This window comes from Paraburkholderia graminis C4D1M (genome assembly GCF_000172415.1).
Lineage (GTDB): Bacteria > Pseudomonadota > Gammaproteobacteria > Burkholderiales > Burkholderiaceae > Paraburkholderia > Paraburkholderia graminis.
Map to the genome: position 1 here is coordinate 24,773 of NZ_ABLD01000038.1, position 16,413 is coordinate 41,185.

A 16,413-nucleotide genomic window follows, 5' to 3' on the forward strand; every position below is an offset into this window, starting at 1 on the left:
TTTTTTCGTGAGAAGCGACTGGCGAAAAGCGCGGGTCTCTAGTAATGCCGTATTAAGCGCTATTGGCGCGGCGCGCGGCGATGGTTCTGCGAAGCGGCGGTGCCGTTATGGATCGGATCGGCCGCGTGCGAGCCGCTTACCCGCAGCGTGTGTGTCGCGCCGGTTGCGCTGTTGGTCTCTTGCAGGAGAAAGGCAGTGCGTCAGCGGATAGCGGACCTGCCGGCGGCGCGGTCCTTTGTGAGGAGCGCGGCCGCGTTTTCTCGTCGGATGGACGCGGGGTCGCGTCGCTCGGAACGAACGCGCATTTTACCGTTGCCGCGCAAAGGCTGCCGGACGCTTCGTTGCGCGTGCAACGAAAGTAAGCGTTCCGCGAGGCAGCACGAAGTAGCGCCTCGACGCACGAAATTGCCGCTGCCGTACTCGCGCTTATTTCCGCGCGCTCATTCCCGCAGACCCGCCTGGTCCTGCCGCTTTCACACCGATGCAGCAGGCGGCGCGTCCTTCGCCGGCACGCGCCGCAAGCTCAGCTTGTGAAAGCGCAGCGTCATCAGCAGCGCGACGCTCGCGAGCCCGGCCGCGAGTCCCCACCACAAACCGCGCGCGCCGAGCCCGAAGTGAAACGCGAGCGTATAGCCGGTCGGAAAGCCGATCACCCAGTAACCGAAAGCCGCGGCGATCATCGGTATGCGGGTGTCTTTCAGACCGCGCAGGCAACCGGAACCGACTGTCTGCATGCCGTCGACGATCTGAAAAATAGCAGCCACGCCGAGCAGCGAACTCGCGAGCGCGACGGTCGCGGCATTCGCCGGATCGTCGAGATGCAGGTAGAGGCCGACGATCCAGTGCGGCGCCGCGATCAGCACGATGCCCGACAGCGTCATGAAGCCGACGCCGAGCGCAAGCGCGACGAAGCCCGCGTGGCGCGCGGCCAGCGGCTGCCCCGCGCCGGACCAGAAGCCGACGCGCACATTGGCCGCCTGGCCGATCGCGAGCGGCACCATGAAGGCCACCGACGCGACGTTCAGCGCGATCTGGTGCGCGGCCAGTTGCGATTCGCCGAGCAGGCCGACCATCAGGCCGGTCGCGAGAAAGAGCGTCGACTCCACGCCATAGGTGATCGCAACAGGCCAGCCGATGCCGAACAGCTCGCCCATCAGCGGCACATTGGGGCGCGTTGCGACGACGAAGTGGCGATAGCGCGGCCGCAGGTGTAACAGCGCCATCAGCACGAGCGCGGTCAGCCAGACGGTGATCGACGTCGCGGCGGCCGAGCCGAGAAAGCCGAGCCGCGGCAGGCCGTACGCGCCGTGAATCAGCCCGTAGTTCAGGACGCCGTTCACGCCGACGCTCACGAGCGATACCCACAGGAGCCGCCGCGCCGCGCCGATCGCCGGCAAAAACGAGCGCATCAGACCCACGCCGATCAGGCTGCCGAGCGCGCCCCAGCGCAGCACCGCCGCATATTCGCCGACGTTGTGCGCGAGCAGCGCGGGCTCGCCGAACGCGAGCAGGATCGGCGTGGCGAACGACAGCAGCGCGAACGCCGGCACCGACAGCAGCACCGACAGCACGAAACCCGTCCAGTAGATGTGCGGCACGCGGCTTTCGTCCTGCGCGCCGCGCGCATGCGAGACGCTCACGCTGACGGACGTCAGCACGCCCTGCAGCAGCGTCACCACGACGAAGAAGAGATTCGCGCCGAGGCCGCCGGCCGCGAGCGCGTCGGGGCCGAGCGAGCCGAGCAGGATGGTGTCGGTGACGGCCATCGCCATTTGCGACAGTTGCGCGATCGCGAGCGGCGCGGCGAGCCGCGCGGTGTCGGCGGCGTGGCGCGAGAAAGTCGGCGGCGGGGCGGCGGACCGGGTGAAGCCGGATTGAGTCATGGAGCGTGCGTATTGAGCGGATCGGGACAGCGCGTTGGACGACAGCGGCATTAGCTTGCGGACGGCGCGGCTTACGCACGGCGTAGCGGCCGGCGCACGAGGCGCCCGCAAGCGGCGGACGCGGCGGCGGCTAAAAGCTGGCGCGTTCGCCGCGATGGCGCGTGCAGCACGAGTCCGAAGCCGACGACGTCGGTCCATGCGCGTGTCTGGCAAAACCAACAGCTTATTGTGTGGCCGCTGAACTGTCGATGGAGAACGCACGTTTTTGGTGCGCGAGCCGGCTGCGGAATCTCGTGGTCCGGCGCAGCGCCCGCGTCACGCCTCGTGGACGGCGATTCGCGTGTCGCCGAGCAGCACCACCTGACCCGCGCGGATCTTGCACGTTTTACGCGTTTCGACGCGGCCGTCGACGGTCACCGCGCCGTCGGCGACCATCAGTTTGGCCTGGCCGCCGCTGTCCGCGAGTCCCGTAATCTTCAGCAGATTGTGGAGTTCGACGTAGTCGCCAGTGAGCGTGAAATCGAGGTTGGGCATGGGCGTTGCACCTTCAGGCGAGGGGTTCGCATCATAAGCCACAAGCTTGCCCTGAAGAAGGCGCGCTGTGTTTGCCAGTGTGTTTGCCCGCGTCATTGCGGATGCCGGCCGCGCGTCGGCGAGCGCATCGCAAGCAAATGCAAGCAGATGTTATGCGCTTGTCAGAAAGTGAAACGTCGCGTAACACCGGTCGCCACGAAACGACTTCACTCGTAAAGTGGGTCTCAGCAGCAAAGCTTGCCGAAAACTTGTTCGGCTGTGAGCAGACCGGGAGGCGTCCTGCAAAGCGCCGCCACGACGCGGCGCCGGACGGCTCGCATCACAACAACCTGAAGAGGAAATCGCCATGACCCAGATTCGTACGCTACTCATCGGCACAGCCATGACCGCCTTCGCCGCAACCGCGGCTGTGGCGCAGACCAGCCAACCCGTTCAGCCGATCCAGCCGGCCGCGGGCGTGAATACGCAAGCGCAACTTCAGGCACAGACGCCGGGCGCCGATGTCGCGCCGGCAGCGCCCGCCGCGCAGGGCGTGCAGCCGGTCACGCCGCCGCCGATGCGTCTGACGGCGCCGGGCTCGGCCGATCCGCTCGTGCAGAAGCGCGAAGCGAACGCGAAGGCGAGCGCTGAATACCGCGCGTCAAAGAAGGCATCGAACGCCGAACTGAAGCAGCAGCAGAAGGCCGCCAAGTCCGAGTACACCGAGCAGGTGCGCGACGCGAAGATCAACATGAAGGCGGACAAGCAGGCCGCCAGCAATGAAATGAAGATGAACATGCAGGGCCAGGCCGGCGCGCAGACCGACGGCGGCGAGGTCAAGCATTAATCGCCGGTCGCGTCGGAGCGCGATGCGCCCGGCACGTCGGACTTGCGCCCGGGCGCGATGCGCTCTCGCCCGGGCCCATGAGATTTAGATTTGGCAAGGAGGTATCGCATGAACAGCACTCAATCTACGAAGTCGATGAAATCCGCCGCTGGCCGGCTTTGCGCGCTGATGATCGCGGGCTGCCTGTCGTCGGTGGCTTTCGCCCAGGCTAGCGATCCGGCCGCCGCGCCGGTCACGCACGCCGACAAGAAGGCGGCGAAGGAGCAGTCGAAGGCGGACAAGAAGGCGGCTGTCGCGCAAGCCAAGGCCAACAAGGAAAAGACTGAGGCGCAAGCCGACGCCGATAAGGCTAATGCCGAGGCCAATTTGAAGGATGCCAAGAAGCAGTAGGGTTCTGGCTCTCGGCGCGATGAAGGAGCCGGAAGGCTTGCTGGTCCATGGCGGCCCGTTCAGCGTGAAGCGAACGGGCCGTTGTGTTTTCTGACTCGGGCTTGCTGGCCGCCGACGCCATACGGCGCCACGCGTCCCGCGCTGAGTCTGCCTGCAACGCCCGCGGCCGTCCGCGAAAAAAAGGGCGCTTGTGCGCCAGGGTTGTATGGATATACAGTATGCGTCGCCTTCCCGATCCATTCAACGCCTGCCAAAAAACGTGCTTTCCGTCGCCGAATCTCCGCCATCCGACGCCGCCGCCTGGCTCGCGAAGCTCAACGACGCGCAGCGCGAGGCCGTCGAATACGGCGCGGATACGCCGCACGCACCGCCCGGCGCGTTACTGGTGATCGCGGGCGCGGGTTCCGGCAAGACCAACACGCTCGCGCATCGCGTCGCGAATCTGATGGTGAAAGGCGCCGATCCCGGGCGGATTCTGCTGCTCACGTTCTCGCGCCGCGCGGCGCTCGAAATGACTCGCCGCGTCACGCGCATCGCCACCGCGGCGCTCGGTACGCGCGCCGCGCTCGCGCAAGGGCTGACGTGGGCGGGCACCTTCCATAGCGTCGGCGCGCGGCTGTTGCGCGAATATGCGGAGCTGATCGGCCTTGCGCCGGCCTTCACCATCAACGACCGGGAGGATTCCGCCGACCTGATGAACCTGGTGCGTCATGAACTCGGGCTGTCGGCGAAAGAACGGCGCTTTCCGGCCAAGAGCACCTGCTTCGCGATCTATTCGCGCGTGGTGAACACGGGCGCGTCGCTCGGCCAGGTTCTGGACAGCGCGTTTCCGTGGTGCCGCGAATGGGAGGCGGATTTGCGCATGCTGTTCGCCGCTTATGTCGACGCCAAACAGAAGCAAAGCGTGCTCGATTACGACGATCTGCTGCTCTACTGGTCGCACATGGCCGCCGAGCCGGCCATTGCCGCGGATCTGTCGGTGCGCTTCGATCATGTGCTCGTCGACGAGTATCAGGACACCAACCGCCTGCAGGCGTCCATCCTGCTCGCGCTGAAGCCCGACGGCCGCGGCCTGACCGTGGTCGGCGACGACGCCCAGTCGATCTACTCGTTTCGCGGCGCGACCGTGCGCAACATTCTCGACTTTCCGGCGCAATTCGATCCGCCCGCCACGCAGATCACGCTCGAGCGCAATTACCGTTCGACGCAGCCGATTCTCGCCGCGTCCAATGCCGTGATCGAACTGGCCAGCGAGCGCTACACGAAGAACTTGTGGACCGATAAGGCATCGGCGCAACGCCCGCGTCTCGTGACCGTCGCCGACGAGGCCGACCAGGCGCGCTACGTCGTCGAACAGGTGCTCGAAGCGCGCGAGCAAGGCATGAAGCTGAAATCGCAGGCGGTGCTGTTTCGCGCCGCGCATCACAGCGCCGCGCTCGAAATCGAGCTTACGCGGCGCAACATTCCGTTCGTCAAGTTCGGCGGGCTGAAGTTTCTCGATTCAGTGCATGTGAAGGACGTGCTTGCCGTGCTGCGCTGGGCCGAGAATCCGCGCGATCGCGTGGCCGGCTTCCGCGTCGTGCAACTGCTGCCGGGCGTCGGGCCGGCCACCGCCGCGAAGGTGCTGGACGAGATCGTCGCTCGTGCCGGCGCCGGTGTCGCTGTCGGCAATCCGGCCGGGACTGTGGCCGAGAGTCTGGCCAACTCGGCGGCCAACGCGCTCGCGGCGTTCGCGCCGCCGCCCCGCGCGCAGGAGGACTGGCATCCGTTCGTCAGGCTGATGTCGAGCGTGTACGGGCGGCAGACGCCGTGGCCCGCCGAGTTCGAGATGGTGCGGCGCTGGTACGAGCCGCACCTCGCGCGCAATCACGAAGACGCTGCGATTCGCCATGCCGACGTGCTGCAGATGGAAAGCATCGCGGGCACCTATGCGTCGCGCGAACGCTTTCTGACCGAACTGACGCTCGATCCGCCCGACGCCACCAGCGACGAATCGGGCGTGCCGCTCATCGACGAAGACCATCTGATCCTGTCCACCATCCATTCGGCGAAGGGGCAGGAGTGGCGCAACGTGTTCGTGCTGAATGGTGTCGACGGCTGCATTCCGTCCGACCTCGGCACGGGCAGCGAAGACGAAATCGACGAGGAGCGCCGCCTGCTCTATGTGGCGATGACGCGCGCGAAGGAAGATCTGCATATCGTCGTGCCGCAGCGCTTTTACGTGCACAACCAGACGCATCTCGGCGACCGCCATGTGTGGGCGTCGCGCACGCGCTTCATTCCCGCGCATCTGATGCCCTTGTTCGACGCTTATGCGTGGCCGCGCGTGCCCGTGGCGAGCGCGCCGACAGCCGCGGGGCTGGCCGCGGCGGCGCAGGCGAAGATCGAAATCGGGGCGAGGCTTAGGAAGATGTGGGATTGAGAGCCGGTTATAGCCGGTTGCTGGCGGCTTGCCGGAGCAGTCATCGGCGAGACAAGTGGGGTCGGTGCGGCGGGGCGCTAGCGGCGCGGCGGGGGCGAGCAAGGTGACCAGAGGCCGCAGCGCCCCAATGCCCCGGAAGCAGCCACGCGAGGCGGCCACCGCGGCCAAAGACCGCAGCGCCAAAGGCCGCAGCGCCCCAATGCCCCGGAAGCAGCCACGCGAGGCGGCCACCGCGGCCAAAGACCGCAGCGCCAAAGGCCGCAGCACCCAAAGTCCACCGCGCCAAGACCACCGCGCCCAAAGTCCACCACGCCAAGACCACCGCGCCCAAAGTCCACCGCGCCAAGACCACCGCGCCAAGACCACCGCGCCAAGACCACAGCGCCAAGACCACCGCGCCAAGACCACAGCGCCAAAGACCACAGCGCCAAGACCACAGCGCCAAGACCACAGCGCCAAGACCACAGCGCCAAAGACCACAGCGCCACAGACCGCAGCCACAAATTGCCCGGAAAGCGGCTAAGCGCTCACCACGCTCACCGCGACTGACGTTGCTGCTGCTGAGGCGTCGGACGCGGCGGAACGAAAAAGTTGCGCAGCCAAGCCGCCATCCGCGAAAACACGTCGTACGGTTCTTCGACGAAAATTTCCGGTTTCAGCAGGCGCAGATATTCCATGATCTGCTGCGCTTCCTGTTTCTGGAACGAGCCGTGCGAAATGCCGAGGCGCAACAGCCCGCGCAGTTCGCCGAGCTTTTCGCGCGCCGTGCTGCCCACGTTCGTTTCGCACGCGACCTTCGCCTCGTACACGCGCTGACGCAACGATTCGACGAGCCGCCATGCCGGCGTCTGCATGACTTCCTCGAGCGCCTGGATGTCCTGCACGGCGCCCTTGATCTGCGCGGCGAGCGGGTCGACCAGCACGGCGTCGCCTTCGGCTTCCTTGACGATGGCCGCCGCCCAGTCGCGGCACTGCTTGGCGAGCTCTTCCGGCGTCCATTCCGAGCGTGCCGCGAAGCCGAAGCCGAACTCGCCGGCCTGCTGCATCAGAATCGCGACGACGTCCGGGAACTCCTTGTCCAGCGTGCGTTTCGCCCATGCATACTGGCCGCCCTGCAACATCCGCTGAACCGCGTGTTCGGTCAGCGGCACCATGTTGTCGAGCAGCTTGGCGCGCAAAAAGTCCTCGAACGACGGCGTCGCGAACTGCGGATCGAGCTTCAGCGATACGCGCAGAAAAGCCTCGAAATCCTTGCGCAGCGTCGCGATGGTCTCGTCTTTGAGCGTGAGGGTGATTTGACCCATGTGTCTATCCCGTTTGGTCCTGCCGCGCGGCCTCGTCGTGTGCTCCGGTCGCAAGCGGACCCGGAGATTCGACGCGCGATGGCCACGCGCTTGATTCCTGCCTGTTGCCGCGTCGTTGGCGGGACGTATCCCGTATCCCGACGAGCGGACCTCGACTGCTTATCGGCGGATTGACGGGAAACTTAAGGGTTTTATCGGGTAGCGCGCGGGCGCTGGAGGCGTCTTTTGGCGGCGGGATGCGGCGAGGATGCTGAGGAGCGGGCGGCGGCGACGGGGCGGCCAATGCGTCCGGCGAGCGGGACGAGCGGGGGCGTTGGTGGCGGTGGATTATGCATCCGGCGAGCGGGACGAGCGGGTGCAGGCGGCGGTGGGCACTGCATCCGGCGAGTGGACGAGCACGCGTAGGCGACGGGCAATGCGTCGGGTGAGTGGACGAGCGGGCGGCGGCGGCGGACTATGCGTCCGGCGCGCGGACGAGCGGGTGTAGGCGGCGGTGGGCACTGCATCCGGCGAGTGGACGAGCACGCGTAGGCGACGGGCAATGCGTCGGGTGAGCGAACGACCGGGCCGTTAGCGGCGGCGGGCAACGCGTCAGGCGAGCAGACGCGCAGGCGTTGGCGGCGGCCGGCCGCCGCAGCCATTGGCAATGCGACGGGCGCAACCGCCACCAGCGCCGCTTCCCACGTGAGTAGGCACTCACCAGGGCGCCGCCCAAGTCACTACCTCAGCACCACGCATTGCCAAACAAAAAACACCGCCAGCCCAATCGCGATGGTGACCAGCGGGCGCCGCGTCAGCGCGCTCGCCGCCACAGCGGCCAGCGCGCCGACCAGTTGCGGATTGCGCCAGGTCAACTCGGCGCCGGCGTCGGCGCCATGCGGCGAGACGGCCATCGGCACGATGATCGCTGTCAGCACGGTGACCGGCACGAAGCCGAGGGCAGTGCGCACCAGCGGCGGAAACACCAGCCGGTCGCCGAGCACGAAGACGGCCGCGCGGATCACCCAGGTGATCAGCGCCATGCCAAGTATCAGGACGACGTAGTTCATCGCGACGCCTCCGCGGAACGGCGCGAGCGCCGCGAACGAAGCCCCGGCGTCGACAGCAGAACGCCGACGACGACGCCCGCGAACACCGCAGCGAGCAGGCCGAGCTTGTACGGCCACGCCTGCCAGAGGAAGGCCAGCGTGCCCGCAGTGACCGCTGCCGCGATGTAACGCAGCGCGACCAACTGAGGCACGACGATCGCGATAAACGTCGCGACCATCGCGAAGTCGAGCCCGAGCGATTGCAGGCCCGGAAACGCCGCGCCGAACAGCAGACCGGCGATCGTCCAGCACTGCCAGTTCAGATACATCGCGAGACCCGCGCCGAAGAAGTAGTGCGGTCCGACGGTGCCCGGCTCACGGTGGCGATAGTGCTCCCAGGCGACCGCGAAGACCTCGTCGGTGAGAAGCGCGCCGAGCGCCCAGCGCCAGCGCGCCGGCAGATGCGCCACATGCGGCGCGAGCGTCGCGCTGTACAGTACGTGCCGCAGATTGACGACGAGCGTCGTCGCCCAGATCACGGCAAAACTCGCGTGACCGGCGATCAGCCCGAGCGCAATGAACTGCGCGGAGCCGGCGAATACGACGAGCGACATCAACTGGCCGTGCCACAACTGCAGCGGGCCGGACGCGACGAGCGTGCCGTAAATGACACCGAAGGGCGCTGCGCCGATCATCATCGGGATGATGTCGCGTGCGCCGGCGGTGAATTCCTTGAGATGGTTCGAGCGGGTCAAGACTTGCCTCCTTGAGCCGGGAAGCATAGCGGGCGAGGCGCGGCCGCACTTGTACGTTCTTGCGGACGAGCGATCGTCACGCTCCCTGCCAGCGTCCGGGCGGCACGCCGAACATGCGCCGGAAGTGCCGCGTGAAGTGGCTCTGATCGGTGAAGCCGCTGGCGGCGGCCACATCGGTGACGGGAACGCCCGCGCGCAGCGGCGCAAGCGCGCGTTGCAGCCGCACCTGGTTGCGCCACGCGTGAGGCGGGAGGCCAGTGGCGCGGTTAAAGAGCCGCGCCGCGTGAAACGGCGAGAGCCCCGCGGCCTGCGCGAGTTCGGCGAGCGTAACCGGTTCGAGAAGATCGCCTGTCAGACGCTCTTTCATCGTCGCGACGCGGGCGTCGTCGGCGGCAACGCGCGAGGGTTCCGGCTGTGTCTGCGCGTAGCGCACGAGCAAGGTGGACAGCGCGTCGAGCATCGCGGCTTCCGCGGCGAGCGCGTCGGCGCCGTCTTCGAGCAGACGATGCGCGTTCGCGAGCCGCGCGGCGAGATCAGGATCGCGGATCACGCCGGGCGTGAACCACGGCAGCGGCTGCGGCTTGCCGGCGACTTCGTCGGCGAGTTCGTGGATGAACTGCACGGGCGCATACATCACGCGATACCGCCAGCCGGCCTCCACCGCCTTCGAGCCCGTGTGCAACTCGCCGGGGTTGATGATCGGCACGCCGCCCGCTTCGGCAACGTAGTCCGAGCCGCGATACCGGTAGCCTTCCGCGCCCGCGACGATCACCGGGATCGTGTACGCGTCGTGCCAATGCGGCGCGAATTCGTGATCGTGATATTCGGCCGTGAGCAGGTCCGCGCCGGGCAGAAGCGGCGTGCGCCAGTAACGGGCGGAGTTGCGAAAACGATGGGCGGCGGTCATGGCATGGCTTTCATTCAGCCACCCAGTTTAGCGCGGGCGAGCGGTCGGCGGCATGCGCCTTCCGGCTATGCGCATGCTGCACTTTTTCGTAGGACGCTGGTTATGTGCTGCTATGTCGCGCGTTGTCTCGCCGCTGCGGGCTCACTTGAGCGGAATGGTCGTGCCGGCCGGCATGGGCACGGCGCTCACGCTGTTTTTCGCGCTGCCGCTCACCACGCGGTCGCTGTACGTGAGATAGACGAGCGCGTTGCGTTTCGTGTCGACCACGCGCACGACATGCAGCGCCTTGAAGATCAGCGACATGCTGACGGAGAACACATCGGCTTGCTGCTTGAGCGGTCCGCTGAAGTGGATCGCACCGACCTGGCGGCAGGCGATGGACGCCTCCGTGGGATCTTCGGCGATGCCGAGCGTGCCCTTGACGCCGCCCGTCCGCGCGCGCGACACATAGCAGGTCACACCTTGCACGAGAGGATCGTCATAAGCTTCGACGACTACGCGATCCGAGCCGGTGATGCGAAAGTTCGTATTGACGCTGCCGACTTCCTCGGCGTGCGCAAACGGCACGAGCACGGTGGAGGCCAGTGCAAACGCAGCTGTAAGTGCGACCGCAAACGCGGCCGCAGGCGCCGTGCGCAACGAGATGAATTTCATGAGATTGCCGACTGATGAGCAGGGTTCGTTGGGCAGCGCGGTGATGCGCTGCGAAGCCGTCATCGTATACCGCCGCGTCGTTCGCGCGACGATGGATGGCCAAAGCCATCGGCAAAACAAAAAGGCCCGCACGGATGCGGGCCTTCGAATTTTGGCTCCTCGACCTGGGCTCGAACCAGGGACCTACGGATTAACAGTCCGGCGCTCTACCGACTGAGCTATCGAGGAACAGCAGTACAACTTGATCTACATAAAAAAGCCCGTCTTGGTTAACGGGCTTTTGCAATTCTTGGCTCCTCGACCTGGGCTCGAACCAGGGACCTACGGATTAACAGTCCGGCGCTCTACCGACTGAGCTATCGAGGAACAGAACAACAACAGCAGAGAAACGGAATTGTAGGAGCAGCTTTCGCACCTGTCAATACTTCGCGTTCATCTCGATTTGGCTGAAACGGCCGCGTACCGACAGCGCCGCAACGCTCAGCGCACCAGCAGCGCGAGCTTTTCCTTGACGTCCTTGAACTCGTCGGCTTCCGGCAGCGGCGCCTTCGTCTTGGTGATGCTCGGCCAGTTCTTGGCTAGATCGGCATTCAACTCGATGAAGTTTTGCTGGTCGCCCGGCACGTCTTCCTCGGCATAAATGGCATTCACCGGGCACTCGGCCACGCACACAGCGCAGTCGATGCATTCATCGGGGTCGATCGCGAGGAAGTTGGGACCTTCGCGAAAGCAGTCCACCGGGCACACATCGACGCAGTCGGTATAGCGGCACTTGATGCAGCTTTCGGTCACAACGTGAGTCATTCAGGCAGCTCCTGCATGCGGAATCAGAAAGGCGCAAACGCCAAAAGCGCTATTGTAACGTAACGTCAAGAGGCGCATGCGGCATCACACAACGGCTTTTATATGTTTTCGTGATTAGTTTATTGCGTCCGAAAACAGTATCCCGCCGACGGCAAGCGCCGCCGCGCGGGCCGCGGCCGGGAGCCTGAAGGCCGGCGCATTCGGGTAACATGCGTCAAGCCGGTGCGCACGAGGCGCGCCGTATGCATGGGTTGAGTCACGCCTCCCGTACTTCGCAGTCCCCTTCGCACCATCATGATTATTACTTCGCTGCTCGACACCGATCTGTACAAGTTCACGATGATGCAGGTGGTCCTGCATCATTTTCCCGCGGCCAACGTCGAGTACCGCTTTCGTTGCCGCACGCCGAACGTCGACCTCGTGCCGTACATCGGCGAAATACGCGCGGAAGTGCGCAAGCTCTGCAAGCTGCGCTTTACCGACGAAGAGCTCGACTACCTGCGGCGCATGCGTTTCATCAAGGGCGATTTCATCGAGTTTCTCGCGCTCTTTCATCTGAACGAGAAGTACATTTCGATCGAGCCTTCGCCGAAGAACAACGGCGAGATCGACATCGAGATCAAGGGTCCGTGGCTGCACACGATCCTGTTCGAGATTCCGATGCTCGCGATCGTCAACGAAGTCTATTTCCGCAACACGCAGCAGGAACCGGACTACAGCGAAGGTCGCGGACGCCTCGTCGAGAAGATGAAACTTCTGGGCGCGCGGCCGGAATTCGCCGACTGCAAGATCGCCGACTACGGCACGCGCCGCCGCTTCTCGAAGCAATGGCACGAAGAAGTGATCCTCACGTTGAAGGACGGTCTCGGCGAGCAGTTCGCAGGCACGAGCAACGTCTTTTACGCGATGAAGCACAGCCTCACGCCGCTCGGCACGATGGCGCACGAGTACCTGCAGGCATGCCAGGCGCTGGGTCCGCGGCTGCGCGATTCGCAGATCTTCGGCTTCGAAATGTGGGCGAAGGAATATCGTGGCGACCTGGGTATTGCGCTCTCCGACGTGTACGGCATGCAGGCGTTTTTGCGCGACTTCGACATGTACTTCTGCAAGCTGTTCGACGGCGCGCGTCACGACTCCGGCGATCCGTTCGATTGGGGCGAGCGCCTGCTCCAGCACTATGAAGCGAACCGTTGCGATCCGCGCACGAAGATCCTCGTGTTCTCCGACGCGCTCGACATTCCCAAGGTGCTGCAACTCTACGAGCGCTTCCGCGGACGCTGCAAGCTCGCGTTCGGCGTGGGCACGAATCTGACCAACGACCTCGGCTATAACCCGCTGCAGATCGTCATCAAGATGGTCCGCTGCAATGGGCAGCCGGTGGCGAAACTGTCGGATTCGCCGGGCAAGAACATGTGCGACGACAAGGCGTATCTCGCGTATCTGCGGCAGGTTTTCGGCATCGCGCAGCCCGAGGAAGAGCCCGCGAAGTAGCGGGTTTGTAGCGCGTTTGTCGCGTGTCCGATGTGTTCCTATGCCGTTCGGCCAGGGTGTTCGCGCGGAGGGTGGCCGGTATAATTCCTCGCATGCACGCCCCGCATCTCGCATGGCCATGCACACGAGGACTATCGAGGACTTTCGCATATGGACACATCGATTGCCCGCCGCAATATCCTGGCGCGCATCCGCGCGGCGCAAGGCCGTGAGCCGGAGCCGTCCGCGTCCGAACGCGAGGCCGCGGCGGATTATCTCGCGCGCCATCCGCCGGGTCCGCGCCCCGACATGCCTGCGGATCTCACCGCGCGCTTCATCGAAGAAGCGCAGAAATTGTCCACCACGATCGACACGGTCGAGTCGCTGAGCGACGTGCCGATCGCCGCACATCGCTATCTGGTCGAACATGCATTGCCGTTGCAGGCGATCGCGTGGCAGACGCTGCAGGATCTGCGCTGGAGCGACGCGGGCCTCACCGTCGAATTTCGCAAGCCGAAAGACGGCGACGTGGTCGGTCTCACCGGCTGCTTTTGCGCCACTGCCGAAACCGGCTCACTCGTGCTGCTGTCAGGGCCCGAGACTTATGCGTCGGCCGGCCTGCTTCCCGAAACGCACATTGCCATCGTGCCGGCTTCGCGCATCGTGGCGGGACATGAAGAAGCGTTCGCGCTGATTCGTAGCGAGCGGGGCGAACTGCCGCGTGCGGTCAACTTCGTTTCGGGGCCTTCACGCACCGGCGATATCGAACAGACCATCGTGCTGGGCGCGCACGGGCCCTATCGGGTGCACGTGATCGTCGTACTCGGCGCCTGAGTGCCGCGGCGGCGTCTATTCGTTCGCCGATGTACGCCGGCTTGCGCCGTCAGTTGCCATTTCAAAAGAACCAGGGAATCTGTTGCATATGACTAGACGTGCCGCTCCGGCGAGCATGGTGCTCGCTGCTGCATTGACGTTAATGAGCTGGCCTCAACTTGCGTGCGCCGCGACATTGGATGGCGCAACGCTTTCCGCGCTATGGGGATTGCCGTTCGCCGGCGTGCTGCTTTCCATTGCCGTCTTTCCGCTCGTCGCGCCGGCTTTCTGGCATCACCATTTCGGCAAGATCGCGGCGACGTGGGCGCTGGCGTTTCTGGCGCCGTTCGCGTTCGCAATCGGCGCAGACGTTGCCTTCGCCACGCTCATCCATGCGTTACTCGAAGAGTACATTCCGTTCATCGTGCTGCTTACCGCGCTCTACACGGTCGCGGGCGGTATTTGCGTGCGCGGCAATCTGCACGGCACGCCGCGGCTGAACGTGACGATCCTCGCGCTCGGCACCTTGCTCGCGAGCGTGATGGGCACGACCGGCGCGGCCATGCTGCTGATCCGACCGTTGCTGCGCGCGAACGATAATCGGCGGCACGTCGTTCACGTCGTCGTGTTCTTCATCTTTCTGGTGGCGAATGCCGGCGGCTCTTTGTCGCCGCTCGGCGATCCGCCGCTGTTCCTCGGCTTCCTGCAGGGCGTCGACTTCTTCTGGACCACCACACATCTCGCGTTGCCGATGCTGTTCGTGTGCGCGGTGCTGCTCGTCGCGTTCTATTGTCTCGATTCGTATTATTTCCATCGACGGGAAGAGGAGCGCTCGCTCTTCCTCGATCCGACGCCGGATTCGCCTCGGCTCGGGATCGACGGCAAGATCAATTTCGTGTTGCTTGGCGCGGTGGTCGGCCTCGTCCTGATGAGCGGGCTATGGAAGCCGGGCGTGAGCTTCGACGTGTTCGGCACGCATGTGGCCTTGCAGAATGTCGTGCGCGACGTTGCGCTCATCGGCGTCACGGTGCTTTCGATTCTGTGGACGCCCCGTGCGGCTCGCGCGGGCAATGACTTCAACTGGGCGCCGATCGAAGAGGTCGCCAAGCTCTTTGCCGGCATCTTCGTGACGATTGCGCCGGTTATCACGATGCTGCGTGCGGGCGAAGCCGGCGCGTTTGCCGGCATCGTGCATCTGGTCAACGATTCCGCAGGCCAGCCGCACGACGCGATGTACTTCTGGGCGACGGGCCTGCTATCTTCGTTTCTCGACAACGCGCCCACCTATCTCGTGTTTTTCAACCTGGCGGGCGGCGACGCACAGTCGCTGATGACCACCGGCGCGACCACGCTGGCCGCGATCTCGGCGGGCGCGGTCTTCATGGGCGCGAACAGTTATATCGGCAACGCGCCGAATTTCATGGTGAAGTCCATCGCGGAGTCGCGCGGTGTGCGCATGCCGAGTTTTTTCGCTTATCTCGGCTGGTCAGGCGCGGTGTTGCTGCCGCTTTTTCTCGTCACCGGCTGGCTCTTTTTCTGACACCGGGCCTGCTGCCGAGGCTGTCTCACTCGATTCGCTACACGGAGAATTGCAATGCAGAAGATCCTCGTCGCCCGTCCGATTTTTCCTGACGTGATCGAACGGCTTCAACAGTATTTCGACGTCGACTGGAATCAGGGCGACGTGCTGCCGGCGGAAGAACTGAAGCGCCGCCTTGCCGACAAGGACGGCGCGCTGACTGCCGGCGACCCGATCGGCGCCGACGTTCTCGCGGCCGCGCCGCGTCTGCGCGTGGTGTCGAATATGGCGGTGGGCTACAACAACTTCGACATGGCCGCGTTCAACGCGGCGAACGTGCTCGGCACGAACACGCCGGACGTGCTGAACGAATCGACCGCCGACTTCGGCTGGGCGCTGATGATGGCCGCGGCCAGGCGCATCGCCGAATCGGAGCACTGGCTGCGCGCGGGCAAGTGGCAGAAGTGGTCATACGACGGCTTTCTCGGCGGCGACATCCACGGCTCAACGCTGGGCGTGATCGGCATGGGGCGGATCGGTCAGGCGCTCGCGCGGCGTGCGCGCGGCTTCAACATGCAGGTGATCTATCACAACCGTTCGCGCGTCGCGCCGGAAATCGAAGCGGAACTGAATGCCGAATATGTGTCGAAGCAGGACCTGTTGCGGCGCGCCGATCATGTCGTGCTCGTTTTGCCGTACACGAAGGAAAACCATCACACGATCGGTGCGGCCGAACTCGCGCTCATGAAGCCGACCGCGACGCTGACGAATATCGCGCGCGGCGGTATCGTCGACGATGCGGCGCTCGTTCAGGCGCTGCGTGCAAAGCAGATCGCCGCGGCCGGTCTCGATGTGTTCGAAGGCGAGCCGAATCTGAACCCGGACCTGCTCACAGTGCCGAACATCGTGTTGACGCCGCACATCGCGAGCGCGACAGAAGCGACGCGCCGCGCGATGGCCAATCTCGCCGCGGACAACCTGATCGCCGGTCTTGGCGAAGGTCCGCGCGCGGGTCGGCCGCCTAATCCGATCAATGTCGAAGTCATCGGCCGGGCGCGTGCATGACGATGATTCTGGTCGCGGCCGTCGCGGTGCTGGCGGATC

The 16,413-nt window shown here is 65.0% G+C and carries 15 protein-coding genes and 2 tRNA genes; 7 read left to right on the forward strand and 10 right to left on the reverse strand.

Translation table 11 applies throughout. The features are described from left to right. Window positions 1-473: 473 nt before the first annotated feature. Window positions 474-1,883: an MATE family efflux transporter gene (locus tag BGRAMDRAFT_RS30905; protein WP_029967820.1), complete on the reverse strand. Its 1,410-nt coding sequence runs from the start codon at window positions 1,881-1,883 to the stop codon at window positions 474-476. Window positions 1,884-2,198: 315 nt separating this feature from the next. After that, the gene (locus tag BGRAMDRAFT_RS30910; RefSeq protein WP_006052853.1) at window positions 2,199-2,417 is read right to left on the reverse strand and encodes an RNA-binding S4 domain-containing protein; all 219 of its coding nucleotides are present in this window, start codon (window positions 2,415-2,417) and stop codon (window positions 2,199-2,201) included. Window positions 2,418-2,763: 346 nt separating this feature from the next. On the opposite strand from BGRAMDRAFT_RS30910, the gene BGRAMDRAFT_RS30915 reads away from it, so the two are divergent. The 3 genes from BGRAMDRAFT_RS30915 (at window position 2,764) to BGRAMDRAFT_RS30925 (ending at window position 6,055) form a co-directional block, all read left to right on the forward strand. Continuing rightward, window positions 2,764-3,243: a hypothetical protein gene (locus BGRAMDRAFT_RS30915; protein WP_006052854.1), complete on the forward strand. Its 480-nt coding sequence runs from the start codon at window positions 2,764-2,766 to the stop codon at window positions 3,241-3,243. Between the two features lie 108 nt (window positions 3,244-3,351). Further along, window positions 3,352-3,633: a hypothetical protein gene (locus tag BGRAMDRAFT_RS30920; RefSeq protein WP_006052855.1), complete on the forward strand. Its 282-nt coding sequence runs from the start codon at window positions 3,352-3,354 to the stop codon at window positions 3,631-3,633. A gap of 205 nt (window positions 3,634-3,838) precedes the next feature. Then, the gene (locus BGRAMDRAFT_RS30925; RefSeq protein WP_006052856.1) at window positions 3,839-6,055 is read left to right on the forward strand and encodes an ATP-dependent helicase; all 2,217 of its coding nucleotides are present in this window, start codon (window positions 3,839-3,841) and stop codon (window positions 6,053-6,055) included. A gap of 536 nt (window positions 6,056-6,591) precedes the next feature. On the opposite strand, the gene BGRAMDRAFT_RS30930 is transcribed toward BGRAMDRAFT_RS30925, so the two are convergent. From BGRAMDRAFT_RS30930 to fdxA, 8 genes are all read right to left on the reverse strand, one after another. Further along, a complete protein-coding gene (locus tag BGRAMDRAFT_RS30930) occupies window positions 6,592-7,359 on the reverse strand; it encodes a DUF4088 family protein (RefSeq protein ID WP_006052857.1) in 768 nt (255 codons plus the stop codon). 719 nt (window positions 7,360-8,078) lie between these two features. Beyond that, window positions 8,079-8,408 carry an AzlD domain-containing protein gene (locus tag BGRAMDRAFT_RS30935; protein WP_006052858.1) on the reverse strand — a complete coding sequence of 110 codons (330 nt, stop codon included), beginning with the start codon at window positions 8,406-8,408 and terminating at the stop codon, window positions 8,079-8,081. After that, window positions 8,405-9,169: an AzlC family ABC transporter permease gene (locus BGRAMDRAFT_RS30940; RefSeq protein WP_044022017.1), complete on the reverse strand. Its 765-nt coding sequence runs from the start codon at window positions 9,167-9,169 to the stop codon at window positions 8,405-8,407. Before BGRAMDRAFT_RS30940 ends, BGRAMDRAFT_RS30935 begins: the two co-directional genes overlap by 4 nt. A 49-nt stretch (window positions 9,170-9,218) precedes the next feature. Beyond that, window positions 9,219-10,049: a helix-turn-helix transcriptional regulator gene (locus tag BGRAMDRAFT_RS30945; protein WP_006052860.1), complete on the reverse strand. Its 831-nt coding sequence runs from the start codon at window positions 10,047-10,049 to the stop codon at window positions 9,219-9,221. 141 nt (window positions 10,050-10,190) lie between these two features. Beyond that, the gene (locus tag BGRAMDRAFT_RS30950) at window positions 10,191-10,703 is read right to left on the reverse strand and encodes a CreA family protein (protein ID WP_044022021.1); all 513 of its coding nucleotides are present in this window, start codon (window positions 10,701-10,703) and stop codon (window positions 10,191-10,193) included. Between the two features lie 152 nt (window positions 10,704-10,855). Then, window positions 10,856-10,931, reverse strand: a tRNA-Asn gene (locus BGRAMDRAFT_RS30955). A 62-nt stretch (window positions 10,932-10,993) separates the two neighbouring features. Further along, window positions 10,994-11,069, reverse strand: a tRNA-Asn gene (locus BGRAMDRAFT_RS30960). Between the two features lie 114 nt (window positions 11,070-11,183). Then, window positions 11,184-11,507 carry a ferredoxin FdxA gene (gene fdxA, locus BGRAMDRAFT_RS30965; protein ID WP_006052862.1) on the reverse strand — a complete coding sequence of 108 codons (324 nt, stop codon included), beginning with the start codon at window positions 11,505-11,507 and terminating at the stop codon, window positions 11,184-11,186. A 294-nt stretch (window positions 11,508-11,801) separates the two neighbouring features. Between fdxA and pncB the strand changes: the two genes are divergently transcribed. The 4 genes from pncB (at window position 11,802) to BGRAMDRAFT_RS30985 (ending at window position 16,374) form a co-directional block, all read left to right on the forward strand. Continuing rightward, window positions 11,802-12,998, forward strand: coding sequence for a nicotinate phosphoribosyltransferase (pncB, locus tag BGRAMDRAFT_RS30970; protein ID WP_006052863.1), 1,197 nt, complete (start codon window positions 11,802-11,804; stop codon window positions 12,996-12,998). Window positions 12,999-13,148: 150 nt separating this feature from the next. Then, the gene (locus tag BGRAMDRAFT_RS30975) at window positions 13,149-13,811 is read left to right on the forward strand and encodes a LutC/YkgG family protein (RefSeq protein WP_006052864.1); all 663 of its coding nucleotides are present in this window, start codon (window positions 13,149-13,151) and stop codon (window positions 13,809-13,811) included. 88 nt (window positions 13,812-13,899) lie between these two features. Continuing rightward, the gene (locus BGRAMDRAFT_RS30980; protein ID WP_044022018.1) at window positions 13,900-15,330 is read left to right on the forward strand and encodes a sodium:proton antiporter; all 1,431 of its coding nucleotides are present in this window, start codon (window positions 13,900-13,902) and stop codon (window positions 15,328-15,330) included. A 54-nt stretch (window positions 15,331-15,384) separates the two neighbouring features. Further along, window positions 15,385-16,374 carry a 2-hydroxyacid dehydrogenase gene (locus BGRAMDRAFT_RS30985; protein ID WP_006052866.1) on the forward strand — a complete coding sequence of 330 codons (990 nt, stop codon included), beginning with the start codon at window positions 15,385-15,387 and terminating at the stop codon, window positions 16,372-16,374. The last annotated feature ends 39 nt before the right edge of the window (window positions 16,375-16,413 follow it).

Excerpts from the sequence above, each read along its gene's own strand:
- BGRAMDRAFT_RS30980 (WP_044022018.1), top strand. The coding sequence starts at position 13,900 with ATGACTAGACGTGCCGCTCCGGCGAGCATGGTGCTCGCTGCTGCATTG.
- BGRAMDRAFT_RS30945 (WP_006052860.1), bottom strand. The coding sequence starts at position 10,049 with ATGACCGCCGCCCATCGTTTTCGCAACTCCGCCCGTTACTGGCGCACG.
- BGRAMDRAFT_RS30925 (WP_006052856.1), top strand. The coding sequence starts at position 3,839 with ATGGATATACAGTATGCGTCGCCTTCCCGATCCATTCAACGCCTGCCA.
- BGRAMDRAFT_RS30915 (WP_006052854.1), top strand. The coding sequence starts at position 2,764 with ATGACCCAGATTCGTACGCTACTCATCGGCACAGCCATGACCGCCTTC.
- BGRAMDRAFT_RS30930 (WP_006052857.1), bottom strand. The coding sequence starts at position 7,359 with ATGGGTCAAATCACCCTCACGCTCAAAGACGAGACCATCGCGACGCTG.
- BGRAMDRAFT_RS30935 (WP_006052858.1), bottom strand. The coding sequence starts at position 8,408 with ATGAACTACGTCGTCCTGATACTTGGCATGGCGCTGATCACCTGGGTG.
- BGRAMDRAFT_RS30940 (WP_044022017.1), bottom strand. The coding sequence starts at position 9,169 with ATGCTTCCCGGCTCAAGGAGGCAAGTCTTGACCCGCTCGAACCATCTC.
- BGRAMDRAFT_RS30950 (WP_044022021.1), bottom strand. The coding sequence starts at position 10,703 with ATGAAATTCATCTCGTTGCGCACGGCGCCTGCGGCCGCGTTTGCGGTC.
- BGRAMDRAFT_RS30985 (WP_006052866.1), top strand. The coding sequence starts at position 15,385 with ATGCAGAAGATCCTCGTCGCCCGTCCGATTTTTCCTGACGTGATCGAA.
- BGRAMDRAFT_RS30975 (WP_006052864.1), top strand. The coding sequence starts at position 13,149 with ATGGACACATCGATTGCCCGCCGCAATATCCTGGCGCGCATCCGCGCG.
- BGRAMDRAFT_RS30910 (WP_006052853.1), bottom strand. The coding sequence starts at position 2,417 with ATGCCCAACCTCGATTTCACGCTCACTGGCGACTACGTCGAACTCCAC.
- BGRAMDRAFT_RS30920 (WP_006052855.1), top strand. The coding sequence starts at position 3,352 with ATGAACAGCACTCAATCTACGAAGTCGATGAAATCCGCCGCTGGCCGG.
- BGRAMDRAFT_RS30905 (WP_029967820.1), bottom strand. The coding sequence starts at position 1,883 with ATGACTCAATCCGGCTTCACCCGGTCCGCCGCCCCGCCGCCGACTTTC.
- pncB (WP_006052863.1), top strand. The coding sequence starts at position 11,802 with ATGATTATTACTTCGCTGCTCGACACCGATCTGTACAAGTTCACGATG.
- fdxA (WP_006052862.1), bottom strand. The coding sequence starts at position 11,507 with ATGACTCACGTTGTGACCGAAAGCTGCATCAAGTGCCGCTATACCGAC.